Annotated in this window: 23 protein-coding genes; 14 read left to right on the top strand and 9 right to left on the bottom strand. The window is 76.0% G+C overall.

The features are described from left to right. Window positions 1–44 precede the first annotated feature (44 nt). The 4 genes from KRAD_RS09910 (at window position 45) to KRAD_RS09895 (ending at window position 2,617) form a co-directional block, all read left to right on the top strand. Entirely contained in the window at window positions 45–728 is a 684-nt protein-coding gene (locus KRAD_RS09910) for a class I SAM-dependent methyltransferase (protein WP_012085435.1), read from the top strand. 134 nt (window positions 729–862) lie between these two features. Continuing rightward, window positions 863–1,255, top strand: coding sequence for a hypothetical protein (locus KRAD_RS09905; RefSeq protein ID WP_012085434.1), 393 nt, complete (start codon window positions 863–865; stop codon window positions 1,253–1,255). A 124-nt stretch (window positions 1,256–1,379) separates the two neighbouring features. Beyond that, window positions 1,380–1,661, top strand: a complete 282-nt coding sequence (locus KRAD_RS09900) for a hypothetical protein (RefSeq protein WP_203417539.1) — start codon at window positions 1,380–1,382, stop codon at window positions 1,659–1,661. A gap of 83 nt (window positions 1,662–1,744) precedes the next feature. Continuing rightward, on the top strand, window positions 1,745–2,617 hold the full coding sequence (locus KRAD_RS09895; protein ID WP_012085432.1) for an HAD family hydrolase: 873 nt from the start codon (window positions 1,745–1,747) through the stop codon (window positions 2,615–2,617). On the opposite strand, the gene KRAD_RS25970 is transcribed toward KRAD_RS09895, so the two are convergent. The 7 genes from KRAD_RS25970 to KRAD_RS09860 form a co-directional block, all read right to left on the bottom strand. Continuing rightward, entirely contained in the window at window positions 2,604–2,873 is a 270-nt protein-coding gene (locus KRAD_RS25970; protein WP_012085431.1) for a hypothetical protein, read from the bottom strand. The genes KRAD_RS09895 and KRAD_RS25970 overlap by 14 nt on opposite strands. Then, on the bottom strand, window positions 2,870–3,868 hold the full coding sequence (locus tag KRAD_RS09885) for a chymotrypsin family serine protease (protein WP_012085430.1): 999 nt from the start codon (window positions 3,866–3,868) through the stop codon (window positions 2,870–2,872). Before KRAD_RS09885 ends, KRAD_RS25970 begins: the two co-directional genes overlap by 4 nt. A 114-nt stretch (window positions 3,869–3,982) precedes the next feature. Continuing rightward, entirely contained in the window at window positions 3,983–4,333 is a 351-nt protein-coding gene (locus KRAD_RS09880) for a hypothetical protein (RefSeq protein ID WP_012085429.1), read from the bottom strand. A gap of 68 nt (window positions 4,334–4,401) precedes the next feature. Then, window positions 4,402–5,007 carry a bacterial proteasome activator family protein gene (locus KRAD_RS09875; protein ID WP_041292010.1) on the bottom strand — a complete coding sequence of 202 codons (606 nt, stop codon included), beginning with the start codon at window positions 5,005–5,007 and terminating at the stop codon, window positions 4,402–4,404. A 16-nt stretch (window positions 5,008–5,023) separates the two neighbouring features. Then, window positions 5,024–5,869: a phosphatase PAP2 family protein gene (locus tag KRAD_RS24220; protein WP_049821145.1), complete on the bottom strand. Its 846-nt coding sequence runs from the start codon at window positions 5,867–5,869 to the stop codon at window positions 5,024–5,026. Between the two features lie 87 nt (window positions 5,870–5,956). Beyond that, entirely contained in the window at window positions 5,957–6,889 is a 933-nt protein-coding gene (locus tag KRAD_RS09865) for an aldo/keto reductase (protein WP_041292009.1), read from the bottom strand. A gap of 36 nt (window positions 6,890–6,925) precedes the next feature. Then, on the bottom strand, window positions 6,926–7,750 hold the full coding sequence (locus KRAD_RS09860; protein WP_012085425.1) for an oxidoreductase: 825 nt from the start codon (window positions 7,748–7,750) through the stop codon (window positions 6,926–6,928). Between the two features lie 75 nt (window positions 7,751–7,825). On the opposite strand from KRAD_RS09860, the gene KRAD_RS09855 reads away from it, so the two are divergent. Continuing rightward, window positions 7,826–9,067 carry a VWA domain-containing protein gene (locus tag KRAD_RS09855; protein WP_012085424.1) on the top strand — a complete coding sequence of 414 codons (1,242 nt, stop codon included), beginning with the start codon at window positions 7,826–7,828 and terminating at the stop codon, window positions 9,065–9,067. Between the two features lie 81 nt (window positions 9,068–9,148). Here the strand turns inward: KRAD_RS09855 and KRAD_RS09850 are convergent, their stop codons facing one another. After that, entirely contained in the window at window positions 9,149–9,604 is a 456-nt protein-coding gene (locus KRAD_RS09850) for a DUF4383 domain-containing protein (protein WP_012085423.1), read from the bottom strand. Between the two features lie 207 nt (window positions 9,605–9,811). Here KRAD_RS09850 and KRAD_RS09845 point away from each other — a divergent pair, with 207 nt between their 5' ends. Both KRAD_RS09845 and KRAD_RS09840 read left to right on the top strand, forming a co-directional pair. After that, the gene (locus tag KRAD_RS09845) at window positions 9,812–11,173 is read left to right on the top strand and encodes a 6-phospho-beta-glucosidase (protein ID WP_012085422.1); all 1,362 of its coding nucleotides are present in this window, start codon (window positions 9,812–9,814) and stop codon (window positions 11,171–11,173) included. A 20-nt stretch (window positions 11,174–11,193) separates the two neighbouring features. Next, complete coding sequence (locus KRAD_RS09840) at window positions 11,194–11,634, top strand: DUF2867 domain-containing protein (protein ID WP_012085421.1); 441 nt, start codon at window positions 11,194–11,196, stop codon at window positions 11,632–11,634. Window positions 11,635–11,659: 25 nt separating this feature from the next. Here the strand turns inward: KRAD_RS09840 and KRAD_RS26560 are convergent, their stop codons facing one another. Continuing rightward, complete coding sequence (locus KRAD_RS26560) at window positions 11,660–12,271, bottom strand: TetR family transcriptional regulator (protein WP_049821143.1); 612 nt, start codon at window positions 12,269–12,271, stop codon at window positions 11,660–11,662. 82 nt (window positions 12,272–12,353) lie between these two features. Here KRAD_RS26560 and KRAD_RS09830 point away from each other — a divergent pair, with 82 nt between their 5' ends. The 7 genes from KRAD_RS09830 (at window position 12,354) to KRAD_RS24215 (ending at window position 21,573) form a co-directional block, all read left to right on the top strand. After that, on the top strand, window positions 12,354–13,856 hold the full coding sequence (locus KRAD_RS09830) for an MDR family MFS transporter (RefSeq protein ID WP_012085419.1): 1,503 nt from the start codon (window positions 12,354–12,356) through the stop codon (window positions 13,854–13,856). A 152-nt stretch (window positions 13,857–14,008) separates the two neighbouring features. Further along, window positions 14,009–14,788 carry a GPP34 family phosphoprotein gene (locus KRAD_RS09825; protein WP_012085418.1) on the top strand — a complete coding sequence of 260 codons (780 nt, stop codon included), beginning with the start codon at window positions 14,009–14,011 and terminating at the stop codon, window positions 14,786–14,788. A gap of 56 nt (window positions 14,789–14,844) precedes the next feature. Then, window positions 14,845–15,195 carry a hypothetical protein gene (locus KRAD_RS09820; RefSeq protein ID WP_203417537.1) on the top strand — a complete coding sequence of 117 codons (351 nt, stop codon included), beginning with the start codon at window positions 14,845–14,847 and terminating at the stop codon, window positions 15,193–15,195. A 43-nt stretch (window positions 15,196–15,238) separates the two neighbouring features. Beyond that, window positions 15,239–16,762 (top strand): DUF3375 domain-containing protein, encoded by a 1,524-nt coding sequence (locus tag KRAD_RS09815; protein WP_012085416.1) that lies wholly within the window; start codon window positions 15,239–15,241, stop codon window positions 16,760–16,762. Continuing rightward, window positions 16,759–17,493 (top strand): DUF4194 domain-containing protein, encoded by a 735-nt coding sequence (locus tag KRAD_RS09810; RefSeq protein ID WP_012085415.1) that lies wholly within the window; start codon window positions 16,759–16,761, stop codon window positions 17,491–17,493. Before KRAD_RS09815 ends, KRAD_RS09810 begins: the two co-directional genes overlap by 4 nt. Further along, window positions 17,490–20,930, top strand: a complete 3,441-nt coding sequence (locus KRAD_RS27515; RefSeq protein WP_012085414.1) for an ATP-binding protein — start codon at window positions 17,490–17,492, stop codon at window positions 20,928–20,930. The genes KRAD_RS09810 and KRAD_RS27515 overlap by 4 nt, the downstream gene beginning before the upstream one ends. 64 nt (window positions 20,931–20,994) lie before the next feature. Beyond that, window positions 20,995–21,573 carry a TetR/AcrR family transcriptional regulator gene (locus tag KRAD_RS24215; protein ID WP_012085413.1) on the top strand — a complete coding sequence of 193 codons (579 nt, stop codon included), beginning with the start codon at window positions 20,995–20,997 and terminating at the stop codon, window positions 21,571–21,573. Window position 21,574 lies beyond the last annotated feature (1 nt).

The following is a 21,574-nucleotide window of genomic DNA, read 5'->3' as shown; positions in this document are numbered from 1 at the left end:
CCGCACCCCGGCGCGGCGAGCGAACACCTGGGAGCGGCTGACGCGTGCACGACGACCCGAGAACCCCCGCGGCGGGCCCCGAGACCGGGGCCATCGAGCTCTACTACGACGACTTCGCCCCGCACTACGTCCCCGGGTGGCGCTCGCTGGAGCACTACGGCCCCCTCGTCGCGGACTTCCTGCTGCGCAGCGTGACCCCGGAGTGCCGGGTGCTCGACGTCGGGTGCGGGCCGGGGCAGCTCACCGCGGACCTCGCCCCGGACGTCGCCGTCACCGGCGTCGACCTCTCGCCGCGGATGCTGCAGGTCGCCGGCGCCGCCCGGCCGGGGGGCCGCTACGAGCGGCACGACTTCCACGACCCGCTGCCGGGCGCCTGGGGACGCTTCGACGTGGTCGTCGCCGTGGGCTGCCTGGAGTTCTGCCGCGACCTCACCGCGACCCTGGGCCACCTCGCCGAGGCGTGCGCGCCGGGGGCGCGGCTGCTGGTGGGGGTCGTGGAGGACCGTACCGCGCCGGCGCCGGGCCCCTCCCGGCGCGCGTTCTCCGCGGAGGGCCTGCCGGGGGTCGACATGCACGCCTACGACGCCACCGCGCAGCTGGCCGCGGTCACGGCGGCGGGCCTGTCGCCGTGGTCGTACCGGTTCGTCCCGGCCTGGCGGCACGAGGAGTACTCCTACGTCGTGCGCTACGGGCTGTGGGAGCTGCGCAAGGACGTCCCCGGCCGGTGACGGGCCCGCCCGCGTCGGCGACCGGGCGGCCGTCGATGCGGAACAGGTCGTGGCGTCGCGCCCCAGCACGCACGCTCCTTCCCGTTCTCTCAAACTCCTTCACGTTCTTGCACGTTATCGTCTACGGTAGCGGCATGACCACCACCGCGGCGAGACCGCTGCTCATCCTCATCGCCGGCCCCTACCGCTCCGGCACCGGCGACGACCCCGACCTGCTGGCCGCCAACCTGCGGCGGCTGGAGGAGGCCGCCTGGCCGGTCTTCGCCCGCGGCCACGTGCCCGTCATCGGGGAGTGGATCGCCCTGCCGGTGCTGCGCGGGGCCGGGGGCGACGGGCCCGCCCACCCGCTCGCCGAGCAGGTCATGTACCCGACCGCGCAGCGCCTGCTCGAGCACTGCGACGCCGTGCTCCGCCTGCCCGGCGCCTCGCGCGGGGCCGACCAGGACGTGGCCATCGCCCAGCGGCGCGGGCTGCCCGTCTACCACCGCGTCGAGGACGTCCCGGCCGCCACGCCCCTGCCGGTGTGAACCGCGGGGCGGCCGGGCCCGCACCCGGTCGCCCGGGTCGCCGTCGGCCCCCGCGCGCGTAGCCTCGGACCGTCGGTCGAGCCCACGGCCACCGGAGCGGGCGGGGCCCGTGGTCGGAGGAGGCGTGGTGAAGGTCGCGGCGAGCGGGACGTGGTACCCGGACGAGGGCAGCCGGGCGCCGTCGGGGGAGGTCCACGCCTGGCAGCCCGGGCAGAACTCGACGCTGTGCGGGGTGCCGCTGCGGCGCGCGGGCCTGGCCCGGTTCCCCCACGTGGACTTCGCCGACGTCGACCCCCTCACCGGGGGCAGCGCCGACGCCGTCCGCTGGACGTGCCCGAAGTGCGTGGCCGCCACCGGCGGCCGCCGCGGCGGGCGGCGGTGGGAACGCGTCGACCCCCGCCCCTGACCCCGCCCGCGACCCCCGCCCGCGACCCCCGCCCGCGACCCGCGGCGCGGGCACGGGCGGCGGGCGGGTGGCAGGATGCCCGGGTGAGCCTCGAGGAACCCCGCACCGCCACCCTCGACGACGCGACGGAGGCGGCGGAACGGGAGTTCGCCCGCGGCTGGGGTCTGGTCGCCACCGACCTCGACGGCACCGTCATCCCGCGCGAGCGCCCCGTCAGCGCCCGCACCCTGGCCGCCTTCGCCGCCTGCGAGCGCGCCGGCATCCCGGTGGTGCCCGTCACCGGGCGCCCGCCGCGCTGGGTGACGCCGCTGGCCGAGGAGGCGGGGCTGCGCGGGCAGGTCGTCTGCGCCAACGGCGCCGTCGTCTTCGACCTCGACGCCGGCGAGGTCGTGCGCCAGCACGCCATCCCGGTGGAGGTCCTGCGCGAGGTCGCCGCGCGGCTGCGCCCGGCCATGCCGGGCATCGGGTTCGCCCTGGAGGCCGTCGTCGGGTTCCGCCGCGAGGCCGCCTACGCCACCCGCTTCGACGGCGGGCTGGAGCAGCGCGTCGCGCCCTTCGAGGAGCTGCTCCTCGACGCGCCGCCGGTGGTGAAGGTCCTGGCCAAGTGCCCGGGGACCCTCAGCGACGAGATGGTCGCGATCGCCGCGCGCGAGATGGGGGACCTGGTCAACGTGACGCACTCCAACGCCGCCGACTCCCTCATCGAGATCATGGCCGCGGGCGTCAGCAAGGCCTCCACCCTGGCCGAGGTCGCCGGGGACCGCGGGGTCGGGGCGGCGGGGGTCGTGGCCTTCGGGGACATGCCCAACGACCTGGAGATGCTGCGCTGGGCGGGCCGCTCCTACGCCATGGCCGACGGGCACCCCGCGGCGCGCGAGGCCGCGGACGCCGTCGCCCCCGACTGCGGGGACGACGGCGTCGCGCAGGTGCTCGAACGGCTCCTCAGCCGGCGCTGAGGCCCAGGGCCCGGATGCCGCCGACGCCGCGGACCAGGACGGGGACGCCGTCGACGTCGTCGGGCAGCTCCGGGTAGTCCTGGTCGTCGACGACGTTGACCTTCACCGCCCAGGCCTCACCGGCGTGGGTGAGGCCCACGCCGTTGACGCGCGGGTCGCCGCCGACGAGGTCCTGGACGTGGACCTTGGCCGCGCGAGCGGCGTCCCTGCCCGGACCCGTGCCTGAACCTGATGTGCCAAGGGGAAGCTGGCTCACACCACCAGTGTCGCACCGAGGGCGTTGAGCACAAGGCCGATCGGGTTGCAGAACGTGAGCCCCGTCCCGTTCTCCCCGCCGCGCTCGCTGCCCGCGAACAGCAGCCCCACGGCCTGGCGGGTGTCGGGACGGTAGACCAGCGAACCGGAGTCGCCGCCGGCGGAGAACGCCCCGCCGGCGCCGGTGACCTCGATCTGGCCGTCGAAGCTCACCACCCCCACCGGGTACTGGACGGCGACGTCGTCGAGCTCGATGGCGCTGATCCGGCCCTTCGTCCAGCCGGTGGTGCGCCCGACCTTCTCCACGTCGACCTCGTCGTCGGGCTCGGTCCAGCCGGTGAGCCGGCCCACCGGGTACGTCAGGTCCACGCCGGAGGCGTCCTGGACCCCTTCGAGCAGGGCGATGGCCGCGTCCACGGCGTTCCCCCCGCCGGCGTCGAGGTGGACGGCGCGGGCCAGCCGGCCCACCTGGTCCCCGGCCCGGCCGCCGTCGTGCGGGCCGGGCTGCAGGACGGGGTCGTCGAGGGCGGCGAGGTCGGAGTTGGCGAGGACGTGGTTGTTGGACAGGGCGTACAGGCCGTCGGAGCCCTCCACGGTGACGAACCCGCCGAGGGTCCCCGCGGTCACGTCGCGCTGGGCGATGGACAGCCCCGGGTGCAGGGGGCGGACCTTGCGCTGCAGGGCCTCCGGCGACCAGGTGCCCGGTTCGACGGGGGCGGTGAGGGCCTGGACGAGACCGATCTCGCGGATGTCGACCTCGGTCTCGGCCGCGCCCGCGGTCAGCTCGCGGGCCTGCCCGGCCAGCGCCTCGCCGCGGCTGCCGGAGTAGCGCACGGCGAGCCCGTAGCGGGGCCCGTCGCCGCCGCGGCCGAGGACGCTGATGCCGACGCTGGCGACCCCGGTCGTGCCGGCCGCGCCGGCGGGCGGGACCGCCGCCGCCTGCACCGCGCCCGCGCGCAGCCGGGCCTTGAGTTCACGAGCGTTGTCGATGTGCACGAGACGTCCCCCTGAGTCGTTCGGTGGGTCACTTTCCCCGAGCCGGTCACCCGGCGAACGGGGATGAGCACACCGTGCCACCGCCTCCCGACACAACCCCTCGCGGGCCCCGCCTCAGCGCAGACCGGCCAGCGTCTCCGCCTTCACCACGGCGCGCTCCACCGCGGCCAGCCGGGCCGGGTCGGCCGTCCCCGCCACCCGCACCATCGCCGCCGCCTCCGCGACCTGCGCGCACGCCGTCGCCGTGCGGGTGATCGAGCGGTGGATCTCGGGGTGCTCGCCGTCCGGGCCGCCGGGCACCAGCAGCTCCGAGCTCGGCGCGTCGCGCTGCGCCTGCAGGCAGCGGGCCCGCGCGGCGCGGGCGACGAGGTCGACGCGCGGCAGGAACTGCTCCAGGGCGTCGCGGGCCGGACCGGGCGGGGTGCCGTCGACGACCTGCTCGACCCGGCGCACCGCCCGGTCCACGGAGTGCTCGGCACGCTGCCAGACCCCCTCGCCGAGGGGGTCCGGGTCGCGGCGCCAGAACGCGAGCTTCAGAGGTACTGCCCCGTCCCCGGCGGCTGCACGCGCGGCATCCCGTCCCCGCGCGGGGGACCCGCGGGGGAGGGGGGACCGCCCGGCAGCGCCCGCCGCATCTCCTGCAGCTGGGCCTGCGCGGCCATCTGCTGGGCGACCAGCGCCGTCTGGATGCCGTGGAAGAGGCCCTCCAGCCAGCCCACGAGCTGGGCCTGGGCGATGCGCAGCTCGCTCTCCGAGGGCGCCGAGCCCTCCGCGAACGGCAGGGCGATGCGGCGCAGCTCCTCGACCAGCTCCGGGGCCAGGCCGTCCTCGAGCTCGTCGATGGAGCGGCCGTGGATCTCGGCGAGGCGGCTGCGGCCCGCCTCGTCCAGCGGGGCCGAGCGGACCTCCTCCAGCAGCTGCTTGACCATGCTGCCGATGCGCATGACCTTCGCGGGCTGGGACACCATGTCGGCCGGGCCGGGCCCACCGTCCTCGGGCGGTTCGGCGATGCCCATGCCCTGGGGGGTCACGACGACGACGCGCGGTTCGGGCCCGTCGGCGGTCTCGCGGGGGGCGTCGGGCGGTGTCGGGTCCCCGTCGGCGGCTGGACGGGGGAACCCGGGGCTGGAGTCGGACATGACCCCCATCCTGCCCTCAGCGCCCGCGACCCACCTCCCGCGGGAGGGCCCGGGCCCCGGCCAGGACCGTGAGCGCGACCACCGCGCCCGCCGCGAGGTACGACACGGGCAGCGGCGCACCCCCCGCGTAGACGACGACCAGCGCCACCGCGCTCGCCGCCGGGACGACCAGCGCCAGCGCCAGCAACCGCCCGCGCCGGCGCTCGTCGCGGCCGGGGAGCACCTGCACCAGGCACAGCACGAGGGCCCCGACGAGGGCCGAGGCGAGCACGTCGCTCACCCGGTGCCACCCGTCGGCGACGACGAAGGCGCCCATGGCGCCCGCGGCCACCGCCCCGGCCAGGGCCAGCGGCGGGCGCAGCCAGCGCGGGGCGGCCACCAGGACCCCCAGCGCCAGCCCCAGCACCGCCGAGGTGTGGCCGCTGGGCAGGCTGTTGGCGGTGGCGCCGTAGGTCTGGGCCAGCTCGGGGCGCTCCAGCAGGACCAGCTTCAGCACCTCGGTCAGCCCGAGCGTGCCCGCGGCCACGACGAGCCCCTGCGCGGCCTTCCCCGGCCGGCCCCGGAGCAGGCCCAGGACCGCCACGGCGAGCGCCCCGAGGAGCAGGTGCTGCGGCTCCAGCCGCTCCACGAGGCCGAAGGCGCGCGCCGCCCAGCCCGTGAGCGTCCCGCGGGCCTCCAGCGCCTCGGCGTGCAGGCGGTTCTCGTGCCGCTGGCCGGTGGCCGTCCGCACGCACACGCAGTACAGGACGGCCAGGGCCAGCGTCAGGCCCCAGGCGCTGCCGAGCGCGGCGGGCGACCACGTCCGCCGCGCCCCGCGCGTGCGGGAGGGGCGGTGCTGCTGCGAGGGCGCGGAGGTGACCACCCCTCCACTGTGCGGCACGCGCCCGCCCGGTGCGCACCCGTGGAGGTGCAGGGAAGGTGAGCTTCCTGTGCACCCCGCGGCGGGGCGTCAGCGCGAGGCGCGCTCCAGCGCGGCGAGTTCCTCGTCGCTCAGCTCCAGCTCCAGCGCCGCGAGCAGCGCCGGGAGCTGCCCGGTCGTGCGGGCGCTGGCGATGGGCGCCACGACGGTCGGCTGCCGGCGCAGCCAGGCCAGGGCGACGGTGGCGACCTCGACGCCGTGGGCGGCGGCGACCTCGTCGAGCGCGGCCAGGACCCGCGGCCCCCGCGGGGTGTCCAGGTACTTCGACGCCCCGGCCTGGCGCTGGGACTCCGCGAGCTGCCCCGGGCGGTACTTGCCGGTGAGGAAGCCGGAGGCCAGGGCGTAGTAGGGCACGGCGGCGAGGCCGTTGGCCGCGACCACGTCGGCCGCGTCGCGCTCGTACTCTTCGCGCTCGACGAGGCTGTACTCGTTCTGCAGCGCCGCGTAGCTCGCGAAGCCCTCCCGCCGGGAGGTCTCCAGCGCCTGCTGCAGGCGCGGGCCGGTGAAGTTCGAGGCGCCGATCGCGCGGACCTTGCCCGCGCGCACGAGCTCGTCGAACGCGCCGAGGGTCTCCTCCTGCGGGGTGGCCGGGTCGTCGGCGTGGGCCCAGTACAGGTCGATCCGGTCGGTCCGCAGCCGCTGCAGGGACTCGTCGACGGCCGCGCGGATCGTGTCCGCGGCCAGGCCGGTGCGGTCGGCCTTCTTGCCGACCTTGGTGGCCAGCACGACCCGGTCGCGCCGGCCGGGCTTCGCCAGCCAGCTGCCGATGATCGTCTCGGAGATCCCGGCCCCGCCCGCCGACCACGCGGAGTAGACGTCGGCGGTGTCGACGAAGTCCCCGCCGCCGTCGACGAAGGCGTCGAGCACGCGGTGCGACTCGGCCTCGTCGGCGGTCCAGCCGAAGACGTTGCCGCCGAGGCTGAGGGGGTGGACGTCGAGGTCGGAGGTTCCGATGCGTGGCATGCCCTCAGGCAACCACCCACCCCGACGTCCCGCGCCTCAGAAGTCGGTGCTGGTGCTCAGCTCGCGCCAGACGTCCACCTCGGACACCCGCGCCTTCAGCACCCCGTCGATCGCGGCGACGGCGTCGCTGCCCAGGAAGATCGACGCCGGCGGGTTCTCCGCCTCCGCGAGCGCGATCATCGCCGCCGCCGCCTTCGCCGGGTCCCCCGGCTGGGTGCCGTGGACGGTGTCGTTCTCCTTGCGGCGCTTGCCGGCGGTCTCGGCGTAGTCGCCGATGGCCTCGGCGGACTGGGTCAGCGAGCGGCCCGCGAAGTCGGTGCGGAACCCGCCCGGGGCGACGATCGTCACCGAGATCCCCAGCGGCGCGAGCTCCTGGCGCAGCGAGCGCGACAGCGCCTCCAGCGCCGCCTTCGCCGCCGCGTAGTACCCCGACCCGGGGGGCGCGACGTGCGCGCCGATGGAGGAGATGTTCAGCACCGTCCCGCTGCGGCGGGCCCGCATCCCCGGCAGCACCGCCTTCAGCATCGACGCCGCCCCGAAGACGTGGGTGGCGAAGAGCTGCTGCACGTCGGCGTCGTCGCCCTCCTCGACCGCGGCGCGGTAGCCGTAGCCGGCGTTGTTGACGAGGACGTCGACGCCGCCGAAGCGCTCCTCGGCGGCCCGCACGGCCGCGGTGACCTGGGCGGGGTCGGTGACGTCGAGGGCCAGGGCGAGCGCGTGCTCGGGGTGGGCGGCCGCGATGTCCTCCACCCGGGAGACGTCGCGGGCGGTGACGACGGCGTCGTCGCCGCGTTCGAGGACGGCCTGGGCAAGGGAACGGCCGAGACCCGTCGAGCAACCGGTGATGAACCACGTGGACATGCCCGAACCCTCTCAGGGGTTCGGGGTTGCTGCCAGGTACCGGCGTCCGGGCCCCCGGTGCGGTAGGACTGGACGGTGCCCACGCTCACCGAAGGCGGGAACGCGCCGCTGACCTCCTCCTCCGTCCGCGTCTCCGTCGCGGGCCCCGTCGACGTGACCGCGCTCGTGCTGAACGCCGACGGCAAGGTCGCCGGCGACGACGACATGGTCTTCTTCAACCAGCCCTCCGCCCCCGGGGTCCGCCTGGACGGGACGGCGCTGGCGATCGAGCTGACCGGGTTGCGGCCCGGGGCGGACAAGGTCGTCGTCGTCGCCAGCCCCGAGGCGCAGGGCGCGACCTTCGCGGGGACGGCGGTGCGGCTGCGGGTGGAGGCCGGGGGCGACCCGGTGGAGTTCTCCCCCTCCCGGCTGGGGTCGGAGACCGTCGTCGTCCTCGCCGAGCTGTACCGGCGCGGCGGGGACTGGAAGGTCCGCGCCGTGGGGCAGGGCTACGCCGACGGCCTCGCCGGCCTGGCCACGGACTTCGGGGTGGACGTCGACGAGCCCGCCGCGGCCCCGGCGGCCCCGGCACCCGCGCCGACCGCGCCGGGGGTCTCGTTCACCAAGGGCGAGGAGAAGCTGCCCGCCGAGATGCGCGAGAAGCTGAACCTGCGCAAGCAGCAGGTCGCGGTCGTCCTCACCAAGCACCGCATGACCGGGCTGCGCTGCCGCGTCGTCGTCGTGCTCGACGTCTCCGGCAGCACCAGCGGGCTCTACCGCCGGGGCGTGTTCTCCCGGGCGGTGGAGCGGGTCGCGCCCGTCGCCGCGCAGGTCGACGACGGCGCCGAGATGCAGGCGTGGGCCATGGGCGGGCAGGCCGAGCAGCTCGAGGACATCACCATCGGGACCCTGCCGCAGTGGATCGAGCGCTACACCGCGAAGCGGTACACCGGCGCCGGGGGCTGGAACAACGAGAAGGCCGCCATCGAGGACGTCGCCGGCTACGTCGCCCGCAACCCCCTGGACATCCCGACCCTCGTCCTGTTCTTCCACGACGGCGGTGTCACGGACAACGGGGGCACCGAGCGGGCCCTGCGGGCGGTGGAGGGCGAGCCGGTGTTCTGGCAGTTCATCGGCATCGGCCGCAGCGACTACGGCGTCCTGGAGAAGCTCGACACCCTCCGGGGCCGGACCCACGACAACACCGGGTTCTTCGCCCTCGACGACCTGGACCGGGTCAGCGACGCGGAGCTCTACGACCGCATCCTGCAGGAGTTCCCGAGCTGGGTGCGCAGCTACTACCCGCCGGGAGCGCCCGCGCTGCAGGGGCTCAGCTGACGCGGCGGCGGCCGCCGCGGGTCCCGGGGACCGCCGCCCGGGAGGGCGACGGGCCCGGCCCGCGGGCCGGCCGCCGTGCGCTCAGCGCTCGCCCTGGGCGGAGTCCGCGCGGTTGCGCCCCACCGGCAGCACCGCGATGAGCGCCCCGAGGACGGCGGTCAGGCCGTGCACGGCGTTGGCCCCCTGGTCGACGTTGAGGAAGTTCGCGTCCCCGCCGGCGATGAGGCCGATCACGCAGAGGGCGCCGCAGACGACGAAGAGCCCCACCCCGTAGAGCCGCGCGACGCTGGGCCCGACGTAGGCGCCGATGCCGACCCCGCCGATGAGCAGGTGCAGGACGTTCTGCAGGGGGTTGACGGTCATCCCGGCGATGTTGTGCTGGGGGTCGAAGCCGGTGAAGCTGGAGGAGCCGGTGACCATGAACCCGAACAGCCCCAGCACCAGGTAGAAGGACCCGACGACGGCTGCGGTCAGCTGCCCCGACGAGGGCTGGTCCTGGTGGGACGTCAACCGGTCGATCTGGAACGGCGTGGTCATGGTGGGCTCTCCGTACACGAGGTCGAGACGCGCGCGGGTGCGGCGCCGGATCGGGGCAGTCGGCGTGTCGACTCCCCGCCACGCTAGGTGGGAGGTGGGGGGTCGGCAACCGGTGCCCGGCGCGGGCGGCGGCCCGCCCGGGAGCTCGTCGGCCACCCGCCCCCGGCCGTAGGCTCTGCGCGTGATCGAGCCACGGGGGGCCACGGCGTGAAGCTCGCGATCCTGGGCGGGGGCGGTTTCCGCACCCCGTTCGTCTGGCAGGCGCTGCTGCGCGACCGGGGGTTTCCCCGCGTCACCGCCGTCACCCTCCAGGACACCAGCGAGACCCGCCTGGCCGGGATGCGCACCGTGCTCGACCAGCTCGCCGAGGGCTTCGACGACCCCCCGCGGCTGAGCACCACCACCGACCTCGACCGCGCCCTGGAGGGCAGCGACTTCGTCTTCGCCGCCGTCCGCGTCGGCGGCCTCGCCGGGCGCTGCGCCGACGAGCGGGTCGCCCTCGACCTCGGGGTGCTGGGCCAGGAGACCACCGGGCCCGGCGGTCTCGCCTACGCCCTGCGGACGGTGCCGTTCGTGGTCGACGTCGCCGAACGGGTCAGGCGCCTCGCCCCGCACGCCCACGTCCTCAACTTCACCAACCCCGCCGGCATCACCACCGAGGCCATGCAGGCCGTCCTCGGCGACCGCGTCCTCGGCATCTGCGACACCCCCTCCGGCCTCGGCCGACGCGTCGCCCTGCTGCTCGGCCACGACCCCGGCCACGCCCGCTTCGACTACGTCGGGCTGAACCACCTCGGCTGGCTGCGCCGCGTCGTCGTCGGCGGGCGCGACGTGCTGCCCGACCTCCTCGGCGACGACGGGCTCCTCGCCCAGCTCGAGGAGCGGCACGTCTTCGGCGCCCCGTGGTTGAAGGCGTTCGGCAACGTCCCCAACGAGTACCTCTACTACTGGTACCGCAACGCCGAGGCCGTCGCCCGCATCCGCGCCGCCGCCCTGACCCGCGGGGAGTTCCTGCTCAGGACCCAGGGCGAGTTCTTCGACCGGCTCCCGCACGCCGGGTCCGGGGCCGCGCAGCTGTGGCGCGAGACCGTCCTGGACCGCAGCGCCAGCTACATGGCCGAGGCCAAGGGCGGGGAGCAGGGCGCTCCGGAGAACCCGGAGCCGCCGGAGACCGACCCCTCCCAGCAGGGCTACGCCGGGGTGGCGCTCGCGGTCATGGCCGCCATCGCCCGCGACGAGCCCTCCACCGCGATCCTCAACGTGCGCAACGGCTCCACCGTCGCGGGCCTGCCCGCCGACGCCGTCGTGGAGGTGCCCGTCGCCGTCGACGGCAGCGGGGTGCGGCCCTTCGCCACCGACGCCCCCGACCTGCACCAGCTCGGCCTCATGCAGCAGGTGAAGGCCGTCGAGCGCCACGTCATCGCCGCCGCGGTGCACGGGGACCGCACCGAGGCGCTGCTGGCCTTCGCCACCCACCCGCTGGTCCGTTCCGCCGACGTCGCCGAAAAGCTCCTCGCCGGCTACGTCGAGCGCATCCCCGAGGTCGCGGCCGTCTTCGACCGCCGGTGACGGGGCGGGAGGATGCGGGGGTGTTCGGCTCCTGCGTCTTCGACGACCTGCCCGCCCCCGACTTCTGCGACGTCCACATCGTCCCGCTGCCCCCGGGGGCGCCGGTGGACCCGCGGGTGTGGGCGACGACGATGTTCTCCCCGCGGGGGGCGCCGTCCTGGGTGCGCGCGGCGATCGCGGCGCGGCAGGCCCTGGTCCCGCTGCTGGGCGTCCCGCGCAGCGACGGCGCCGCGTTCCAGCGGGTGCGGGTCGTGGGGGACGAGGCGCTGATCGCGGTCGACGACGCGCACCTCGACGTCCGCATCGCCCTCGCCGTCGACGTCGCGCGCTCCCTCGTGGGGTGCACGACCGCGGTCCGGCTGAAGGGCCGCCGCGGGCGGGCCTACTTCGCGCCCGTCGCGGTCGGCCACGGGCCGGTGGTGCAGGCGATGCTGCACCGCACGGCGCGCCTGCTCGGCTGAGCGCCCCTCCCCGCGGGGTCGGGTCTCAGGGGGCGGTGACCTCGCGCAGCGTCGCGCACGCCTGGCGGTAGGTGGTGACGAGGTCGACGTCCTCGCCCTGCTCGCGCCGCGCGGCCCAGTCGTCGAGGGCGGCGCGCAGCGCGGCGCCGAGGGTCTCGGCGACGATCCGCGCGCGCAGGTCGACGGTGGGCGAACCGGTCGCGGCGGCGATGCGCCCGAAGAAGGCGCGCGACTGCTCGGCGTCCAGGCGCAGCAGGGCGGCGCGCAGCCCGGCGTCCTCGACGACGAGGCAGCGCACCCGCAGCATCCGCTGCACCGCGCCGTCCTCGGCGGCCATCTCGGCGAGGACGTCGGCGATGGCCGCCTCGACGTCGGCGATCGAGGAGCGGCCGTCGACGTGCGCGGCGAGGCGCTCGGCCAGGGCGGTGTCGAAGGCGCGGTTGGCGCCGAGGGCGGCGTCCTCCTTGGTGGCGAAGTAGCGGAAGAACGTCCGGGGGGAGACCCCGGCCGCGGCGGCGATGTCGTCGACGGTCGTGCGTTCGGAGCCGTTCCGGGCGAAGAGGTCCAGGGCGACCTGCTCGATCTCGGCCCGGGTGGCCAGGCGGCGGCGTTCGCGCAGGTCCGGGACGGTGGTCACGGGAATGAGGATAACGACTGTCGAGTTGGCAGTGACTGCCACTACGGTGGTGACGGTCACCACACCGAGGAGTTCCCCACCCATGTCCACCAACGAGGACACCACCCTGCCCGCGCCACCCCCGGCCGCTGCTCCCGCCGCCGTCCCGGCCGAGCGGGACCGGCTGGCCCCCGGTGACGGCACCGTCATCGCCCTGCTGCTGGTCTCCGCCTTCGTCGTCATCCTCAACGAGACGATCATGGGCGTGGCGCTGCCGCGCCTCATGGCCGACCTCGGCATCACCGCCGCCACCGGTCAGTGGCTCACCACCGGGTTCATGCTCACCATGGCCGTGGTCATCCCCGCCACCGGTTTCATCATGGAGCGCTTCCGGCTGCGGCAGGTCTTCGTCGCGGCGATGAGCCTGTTCAGCCTCGGCACCGCGATCGCCGCCGTCGCCCCCGGCTTCGAGCTGCTGCTCGTCGGCCGGATCGTGCAGGCCAGCGGCACGGCGGTGATGATGCCGCTGCTGATGACGACGGCCCTGACCCTCGTCCCCGCCGCGAGCCGCGGGCGGACGATGGGCATGATCTCGGTGGTCATCTCCGTCGCCCCCGCGATCGGCCCGACGATCTCCGGGATCATCCTGAACTCGCTGTCCTGGCGGTGGATGTTCATCATCGTGCTGCCGATCGCCCTCATCGCCCTCGGGCTGGGGACCTGGAAGGTCCGCAACGTCACCGCCCCGCGCCACGCCCGCCTCGACGTGCTGTCGCTGCTGCTGTCCGCGGTCGGTTTCGGCGGCCTCATCTACGGGCTGTCCAGCCTCGGGGAGTCGGCCACCGGGCACGCCCCGGTCGCGCCGTGGGTCCCCGTCCTCGTCGGGGTCCTCGCCCTGGCGGCGTTCGTCCGGCGGCAGTTCGGCCTCCAGCGCACCTCCGGCGCGCTGATGGACCTGCGGGTGTTCGCCAACCGCTCGTTCACCGTCTCGACGATCGTGCTCGTGACGAGCTTCATGGGCCTGTTCGGCACGCTCATCGTGCTGCCGATCTTCCTGCAGACGGTGCTGGAGCTGGGGTCGCTGGAGACCGGTCTGCTCCTGCTGCCCGGGGGCGCGGCGATGGGCGTGCTCTCGCCCGTCGTGGGCCGGTTGTTCGACCGGTACGGGCCGCGGCCGCTGGTGACGCCGGGCGCGGTGCTGGTCAGCGGCGCCCTGTGGCTGCTGACGACGCTGCACGCGGGCACGCCCGCCGGAATGGTCGTGGCCGTCCACACCCTGCTCAGCGTCGGGCTCGCGTTCATGTTCACCCCGCTGTTCACCTCCGCGCTCGGGTCGCTGCGCGCGGAGCTGTACGGGCACGGCAGCGCCATCGTCGGCACCGTCCAGCAGCTCGCCGGGGCGGCGGGGACCGCGCTGTTCGTCACGGTCCTCTCCACCACCTCCGCCGACAGCCTCGCGGGCGGGGCCACGGCCCTGCACGCCACGGCCGACGGGGTGCGGAGCGCGTTCGTGTGGGGCGGGGTCATCTCCCTGGTCGCCCTCGCCCTGTCGCTGCTGGTCCGGCGCCCGCCGCTGGTCCCCGGCCCGCGGACGCCGGTGCACTGAACCACCGCCCGACGGAGCACCACCCGGTGAACGGCCGGTCCCGCGACGGGGCCGGCCGTTCGCCGTCCCCGAACCGGGCGCCGCGCGGGCCGGCGTGGACGGGCGGGGGAAACTCCGCCCCCGACCGGCCGGGAACCCCCTAGGTTCTCCCCGTGCTGATCGCCGACCGGGCCGCCCTGCTCCTGCTCGACGCCGACGGCCGCCGCCGGGCGCCCGCGCGGGCCGTGGCCGCGGTCCTCGCCGGGGCGCTGCTCGGCGAGCTCGTCCTGCTGCGCCGCCTCGACCTCGACCCGGGCACCGAGGCGCTGCGCGCCCACCCCGGCCCCGACCCCGGACCCCGGCTCGCCGCCGCCCTCGCGGTGGTCGCCGACACCGGCGGCGACGTCGGCCGCAGCCTGCGCGCGCTGGCGGCGCGGCCGCTGTGGGACGACGCGGTGGCCGCCCTGGCGAAGACCGGCGCGCTGCGCACCGAGCGCCGGCGGCGGTTCCTCGTGCTGACGTCGGTGCGCTGGTTCCCCCGGGAGGAGTCCGTCACCCCCCTGCGGACGCAGGTGCGCGCGGCGGTGCGGGCCGCCGGGTCGCGCCGGGCGGGCGCGGTCGACCCGGCGACGGTCGGCCTGCTGGTGCTGCTGGCCGGGGCCGGGGGCCTGGCCCCGCTGCTCGGGGACCCCGGCGACCCCGGCGACCCCGGGGAGCTCGACCTGGACGACGCGGTTGAGGTGCTGGCCGCCGCCCGGGCCCTGCCCCCCGAGGCGCTGGAGGCGCTGGAGGACGTCGAGACCGCCGTCAGCGTCCGGGCCCACGCCCTCGCGGGCGGGGACTCCTCCTCCTCCGACACCGGCTCGGGCAACTGGGGGGACGGTCACCACGGCGGCTCCGACGGGGGGTCCGGCGGGTCGGACTCCGGCGGGGGCGGCGGCGGGGGCGACTGACCCGCCCCGGGGTCCCCGGGGTGCGCGCCCCCGCCGCCGCGGCGAGCATCGGACCCGTGGCCGAGGAACCCCTGGTGACCCCCGACGGGCGCTACGTCGTGGTCCGGGGACGGCTGTGGCGCCGCTCCGACCCCGCGCTGGACCCGCAGCGCCGGCAGGAGCTCGTCGAGGAGCTCATGGACGCGCGCCGGGCCAAGGGGGCCGCGCTGCGGGCCGAGGACGCCGCGGCGCGCGAGGCGGCGCGGGCGCGGGTGGAGGCCGCCAAGCGGGCGCTGGGGGAGCGCGGGCCGGTGTGGTGGGACGACGGCGCCCCGGACCTGACCCGGCACCTGGCGCGGACCACCGTCTACGCCGACTGGTGGTCGCAGCAGGCCCCCGAGCCCGCGCCGGGCGGGACGCCCGGCTGAGTCCCTTACGGTTCTCCGGGCAGGCAGCACACCGGAGGGGACCATGAGCAGCATCCGCGACGACCTGGTGCGCGCTCAGCAGGCGTTCGCGCGACCGACGCTGGAGCTGCTGCGCCGCCCCTCCGGCCCCCTGGTCGTGGCCGTCCTGACCTGCGTGTTCGCCGGTCAGCGGACCCGCGTCCCCGCCGACCGCCTGCACAGCCAGGTCCACGGCCTCCTCGGGGAGCTGGCCCTGCACGGGCACGAGGTGCCCGACGTCCCGGCCCGCGACCTGTGCCGCGGCTGGGTCGCGCGGCAGTGGCTGTCGCTGGCCGCGTCGGGGGAGGAGGGCGAGGAGGAGTACGCCCTCACCTCCCACGCCCAGGACGCCGTGGAGTACGTCGCGCGCCTGTCCGGGCCGCGCGTGCTGCTGGGGGAGTCCCGGATCCGCACGATCCTGGACACCGCCCGCCGCTGCGCCACGGGGGCGCGCGCCGACCGGGAGTGGCGCCTGCAGCGGCTGGAGGAGGAGATCGCCTCCCTCAGCGCCGAACGCGACCGCCTGCTGGCCGGCGGGGAGGTCGAGGAGGCCTCCGACGAGCAGATGCTGGGGGAGTACCTCAACCTCCAGGACCTGCTGTCGGCCCTGCCGGGGGACTTCCTGCGGGTCTCGGAGGAGGTCCGGCGCCTGCACCGCGAGATCGTCAGCGACTTCCGCGCCGAGCAGCGCCCCTCGGGGGAGGTGCTGGACGACTACCTGCGCCGCTCCGAGGAGGTGCTGACGGGGTCGCTGTCCGGGCGCGCCTTCGCCGGGGCCGTCGACCTCGTCCGCGACGAGGTGACCTCGCGGGAGCTGCACGCCGACATCGCCACCATCCTGGGCCACGGCTTCGCGGGCGAGCTGCCCGCCGAGCAGGCCGCCACCCTGGAACGGACGATGCAGACCCTCGTGGAGGGCATCGAGGTCGTCCTGGAGCAGCGGCGCCTGCTGTCGGCGTCGCTGCGCTCGCACGTCCTGCGCCACGACCCGCTGCGCGACCGCGAGCTGGACGACGCGCTGCGGGCGTGCGCGGAGCGGCTGACGGACTGGTTCGCCACGACCGGCCCGCGGACCACGCTGGACGCGGGCGTCGCGGCGGGGGTGAGCCGGCTCGACGTCGCCTCGCTGCGGACCCGGCTGCACGACCCCGCCGACGACGCGGCGCCCCCGCCGCTGCGCCGGCACGGGGAGGACCCGGCCGGCGGGTCGTCGCTGAGCGACCTGCGCCGCTTCGGCGGCCCGGACTTCGAGCGCCTGCGCGAGGCCCTGGGGAACCCCCCGGAGGGTCCCGCCCCGGGCACCGGGGCCCTGTTCGAGAGCCTGCCGGTGGACCTGCGCCGTCCCGCGGACCTCATGGGCCTGCTGCACCTGGCCGTCGCGGGCGGGGGCGCGGACCCGCGCGAGGCCCGCGGCCGGGCGGTCTACGCGACCACCCGCCCCGACGGGGTCGTGCACCGCTTCGCCGGCCCCGACCTCCCGCTGCCCGCCCCGCGACCCGAACCGCACGAACCGCACGAACCGCACGAGGAGTTCGATCACCCCGCATGAGCACCCCCGACGAGCGCACCGACGGCGACGACCTCGACGCCGCTGACGCCCTGGACCCCGCGAGCGCCGGGGAGGACCCCGCCGCGCTGGACGAGGAGGGCCTGTTCACCGGGGACACCGGCACCCTGCCCCGCGCGGTGCGGACCGTCCTGGTGCAGCTGCTGAAGCGCCGCTACCTCTCCGCCGAACGCCACCCGCGCTCCTGGCGGGTCCTGGTGGAGAACCAGCGCGCGCTGCGGTCGCGGCTGAACGACGTGTTCCTGGACCTCGTCGTGGACCAGGACCACCAGGTCGCGTACAAGCAGCAGGCGGTGTCGCGCACCGGGCAGCAGCGGTTCCCGACGCTGCTGCACGACCAGCCGTGGTCGCGGGAGGAGACGGCGCTGCTCATCTGCCTGCGCCGCCTGGCGCGCTCGCGCTCGGCGAGCGGGGAGGGGGCGGTGTTCGTGGACCGGGAGGAACTGCTGCAGGAGGTCGCGCACTTCCGTCCCCTGGACAGCACCAACCACGTGCGCGACGAGCAGTCGGCCGCGGCGGGCGTGGACAGCCTGGTCCGCCAGGAGGTGCTGCTGGAGACGGGCACGGAGAACCGGTACCGGGTGTCCCCGATCCTGGAGGTGCTGCTGCCCGTCGACGTGGTGCAGCGCATCGCGGCGCGGCTGGGCGCGGGTGCCCCCGCCGGGGACGCCGCCGAGGACGTCGCCGGGGACGTCGTGGGGGAGCCGGCGTGAGCGCGGTCACCAGCGGGGACGCCGCGATCCCGGGGCTGGCGCTGGCCGGCGCGACCCGGGAGCAGTGGCACGTCTCCCACGTCCAGATGGTCAACTGGGGTGGTTTCGACGGCCACCACCGCATCGACTTCGACCCCCGCGCCACGCTGGTCACGGGGGCGTCGGGGACGGGGAAGTCCACCGCCCTGGACGCCTACATCGCCGTCATGATGAACACCACGGCGGCGTTCAACGGCGCCAGCAACGACGCCGTCACCGGCCGGGCCCGCTCCGCGACCCAGCGCAACCCGCTGTCCTACGTGCGGGGCAAGCTCGACGAGGTCCTCGACGAGGACACCGGCCGCAACCGCGACGCGACCCTGCGCGGCACCGACGCGGCGGGGAACCCGGTGAACGCGTGGTCGGCGGTGGCGTTCACGTTCCGCCACACCGACGGGCGCACCGTCACCCCGCTGCGCCTGTACTACGCGCCCGCCTCGGCCACCGACCCGCGCGACGTGAAGGACCACCTGGCCCTGTTCCGGGGGGACTTCGACCTGCGGGCGGTGGAGCCGTTCGCGGAGCGCCGCTTCGACCGCCGGCAGATGCGCGGCCAGCTCAGCGGGCTGGAGTTCTACGAGTCCTACTCCCGCTTCGCCGCCGACCTGCACCCGCTGCTGGGGATCGGCGCCGACGGCGACGGGACGGCCGCGATGAAGCTGCTGGGGCGCATCCAGGCCGGGCGTGACGTCGTCTCGGTGGACCACCTCTACAAGTCGATGGTGCTGGACCGCCCCCGCACGTTCGAGGCCGCCGACTCCGCGATCGCGCACTTCGCCGACCTCGAGGCGACCTACGAGACGATGCGGACCGCCGAGGAGCAGATCGACGTCCTCGGGGAACTGCCGCGCCTGCACCAGGACCTGCGCGGGGCCCGCGGCGCCATCGCCATGGTCGACGCCCTCGACGCGGAGGAACCCGAGGACCGCAGCGCCTTCGGGCACTGGGTGGCGAGCACCGAGTCCGCGCTGCTCGTCGCGGAGGTCGAGGACGCCCGCGCCGCCGCGGGCCGCGCGAAGGAGGACCTGCGCACCGCCCAGGCCGCTCGGCGCGACCTGGAGGCGCAGGCGCGGGAGAACCGGGAGTCCCTGGAGGCCAGCGGCGGGGGTGCGCTGGAGGCCCTGCGCGCGCAGCTGGAGGTCGCGGAGGAGACCCACCGGCGCACCGAGGAGGCGTGGCGCTCGCTGCAGGACCGGACCCGCCCGCTGGGGGCCCTGCCCGGCGACCGCGCGGAGTTCGAGGCCCGCCGCGGGGAGTCGCAGCGGTTCCTGCGGGAGGTCCCCGCGGCGCTGACGCGGCTGGAGGAGCGCGCGCGCACGCTCACCGAGTCCGCCAGCCCGGACCTCGCGGAGCGGCGGCGGCTGCTGGAGGAACAGCGGTGGTTCGCGCAGCGCTCCGACCTGGTCCCGCGGGAGCTCGACGAGGCGCGCGCCGCGATCGCCCGCGTCCTGGACGCCGCCCCCGCCGACCTGCCCTTCGTCGCCGAGCTCCTCGACGTCCCCCGCGAGCACGCGCGCTGGCGCACCGCGGCGGAACTGCTGCTGGGCGGTTTCGCGCGGACGCTGGTCGTGGACCGTTCCCTCGCGGAGGTGTTCCGGCGGCGCGTGGACGGCCTCGACCTGGCCCAGCGGGTCCGCTACCGCCTCGCCGACGAGGACCGCCCCGCGCAGGACCTGGACCCCCGCAGCCTCGTGGGGCGCCTGGAGCTGAGGGCGGACTCCCCGTACCGGGGGTGGCTGAGCTCGGTCCTGGCCCAGGAGTTCCCGCACCTGGCGGTGGAGACCCCCGACGGTTTCCGCGACGACGGCGTGCGGCGCATCACCCTGGCCGGTCAGGTCCAGCACGGCGACCGCGGCGCGCACGGCGGTCAGCGGGGTCTGCGGGCGATCCTGGGGTTCTCCCCGGAGGCCCTGCTGACCCGCATCCAGGACGAGCTGGCCGCGGTGGGGGAACGCCTCGCCGCCCACCAGCGCGACCAGGACGCGGTGAAGGAGGAGCGGAACGCGCTGCTGGCCGACCGCGAGGCGCACCAGCGCCGGGCCGAGGCGCGCTGGGAGGACGTCGACACCGCGAGCACGGCCGCGGTGGTGGCGGGCAAGCGGGCGGAGATCGACCGGCTGCTGGGCGCCGACGACCTCGTGGTCGTCCTCAGCGCCGAGCGGGACCGGCTGGCCGAGGCGGTGGAGGCGGCGCGGGAGACCGAGGCGCTGGCGCGGACCACCGTGCGCTCCACGGAGCGGACGTGGGCGGACCTGGTCGAGCAGCAGGACCGGGTCGCCGTCCGCCTGGCGTCGCTGGAGGAGCGCGGGGTGGAACCCACGCCGGAGCAGCGCGCCCACCTCGACGCCGTCTACGGGCAGCTCAAGACCGACGACTCGCTGCTGCTGTTCCGCCGGCTGGTGCCGAAGGTCCGTGCCGCGACCCGGGAGGGGCGGACCGCGGCGGTCCAGCGGGAGTCCGACGCCGCCGCGCGCCTGGAGCGGGCGTTCAAGGCGTTCCAGAGCCGCTGGCCGCAGCCGAACCTCGGCTCCGGCGTGGGTTCCTACGAGGGGTACCGGGAGATCCTCGACGAGCTCACCGCCCAGGGGCTGGCCCAGCGCGCCGACGCCTTCCGGCGCCAGGTCGTGAGCTGGAGCGGGGACGACCTGCTCAACCTGCAGTCGAAGTTCCGGCAGGCGGGCGCGGACATCCTGAACCGGCTGGCGCCGGTGAACGAGATCCTCGCCGGTCTGCCCTTCGGTTCCGGCGGGGACCGCCTGCACATCGAGGTCCAGCCCCAGGTGAGCCCGGAGGTCGCCGTCTTCCAGCGGGAGCTGCGGGAACTGGCGTCGGGGACGACCCGCGCCGACGACCCGGCGGCGGTCGAGGCGCGGTTCCTGGCGCTGCGGGCGTTCATCGACCGCATCCGCCCCGGCGGCCCGCGCTCGCTGTCCGAGCGCGACCTGCTGCTCGACGTCCGCAAGCACTCCTCGGTGCGGGCCCTGCGGGTCGACGCGACGACGGGGCGGACGCTGAGCGTCTACGAGCACCTGGGCGGGAAGTCCGGCGGGGAGGTGCAGGAGCTCATCGCCTTCATCGTCGGGGCGGCCCTGCGCTACCAGCTGGGGACGAGCCGCAACGCCCTGCCCACCTTCGCCCCCGTCTTCCTCGACGAGGGTTTCGTGAAGTCGGACGGGGAGTTCACCGCGCGCGGGGTGAACGCCTGGCGCGGGCTGGGGTTCCAGCTCGTCGTGGCAGCGCCGCTGGACAAGGTCACCGCGATCGAGCCGCTCATGCAGCGCGTCGTCGAGATCACGAAGAACCCCCAGGGGTTCGCCGCCGCGGTGACCCTCGTGGACGCCGACGCCGACGCCGACGTTGACGCGGGCGCGGGGGAGGGCGGCGCGGCGGGGGCGTGAGCCGACCGGGTGGTGGTCACCCCTGCACTTGACGCAAAGTCTGCACTGAGTGCAAAGTGAAGGGGTGACCACCGCCCAGCCCTCCCTGCGCGAACGCCGACGCACCGAGACCACCGCCCTCATCGCGCAGGCCGCGCTCGACCTCGCGCTGGAGTCCGGCTGGGACGCGGTCACCGTCGACGAGATCGCCGCCCGCGCGGGCCTGTCCCGGCGGACGTTCTTCAACTACTTCGCCACCAAGGACGAAGCCCTCCTGCACAACGCCGTCCCCTGGGACGAGGACCTCCTCGACGCGTTCCGCGCCTCCACCGGCCCGCTGCTCGGCGCGCTGGAGGAGCTGTTCACCGCCCAGTCCGCCTCCGGGCGCCACGACCGCGACCGCACCCTGCAGGTGATGCGGCTGGTCGAGGCCACGCCCGAGCTGCTGCCTGCGCTGCTGGCCCGCATCGCGGCCAGCGAGAGCGTCCTCGCCGAGGCGATCGTGGCCCGCGACGGGCTCGACGAGTTCAGCGCCGCCGCCTGCGCCGCCGTCGCCGGGTCGCTGGCCCGCGTCGGCGGGATGGGCTGGCTCTCCGGCCGGCAGCCGGACCCCGTCACCTCCACGCGGGCGGCCTGGACCGCCCTGCGCGCCCTCCTCCCCTGAC

Source organism: Kineococcus radiotolerans SRS30216 = ATCC BAA-149 (assembly GCF_000017305.1).
In the GTDB taxonomy this organism is placed as follows: domain Bacteria; phylum Actinomycetota; class Actinomycetes; order Actinomycetales; family Kineococcaceae; genus Kineococcus; species Kineococcus radiotolerans.
This window is presented reverse-complemented; position numbering and strand designations above follow the sequence as displayed.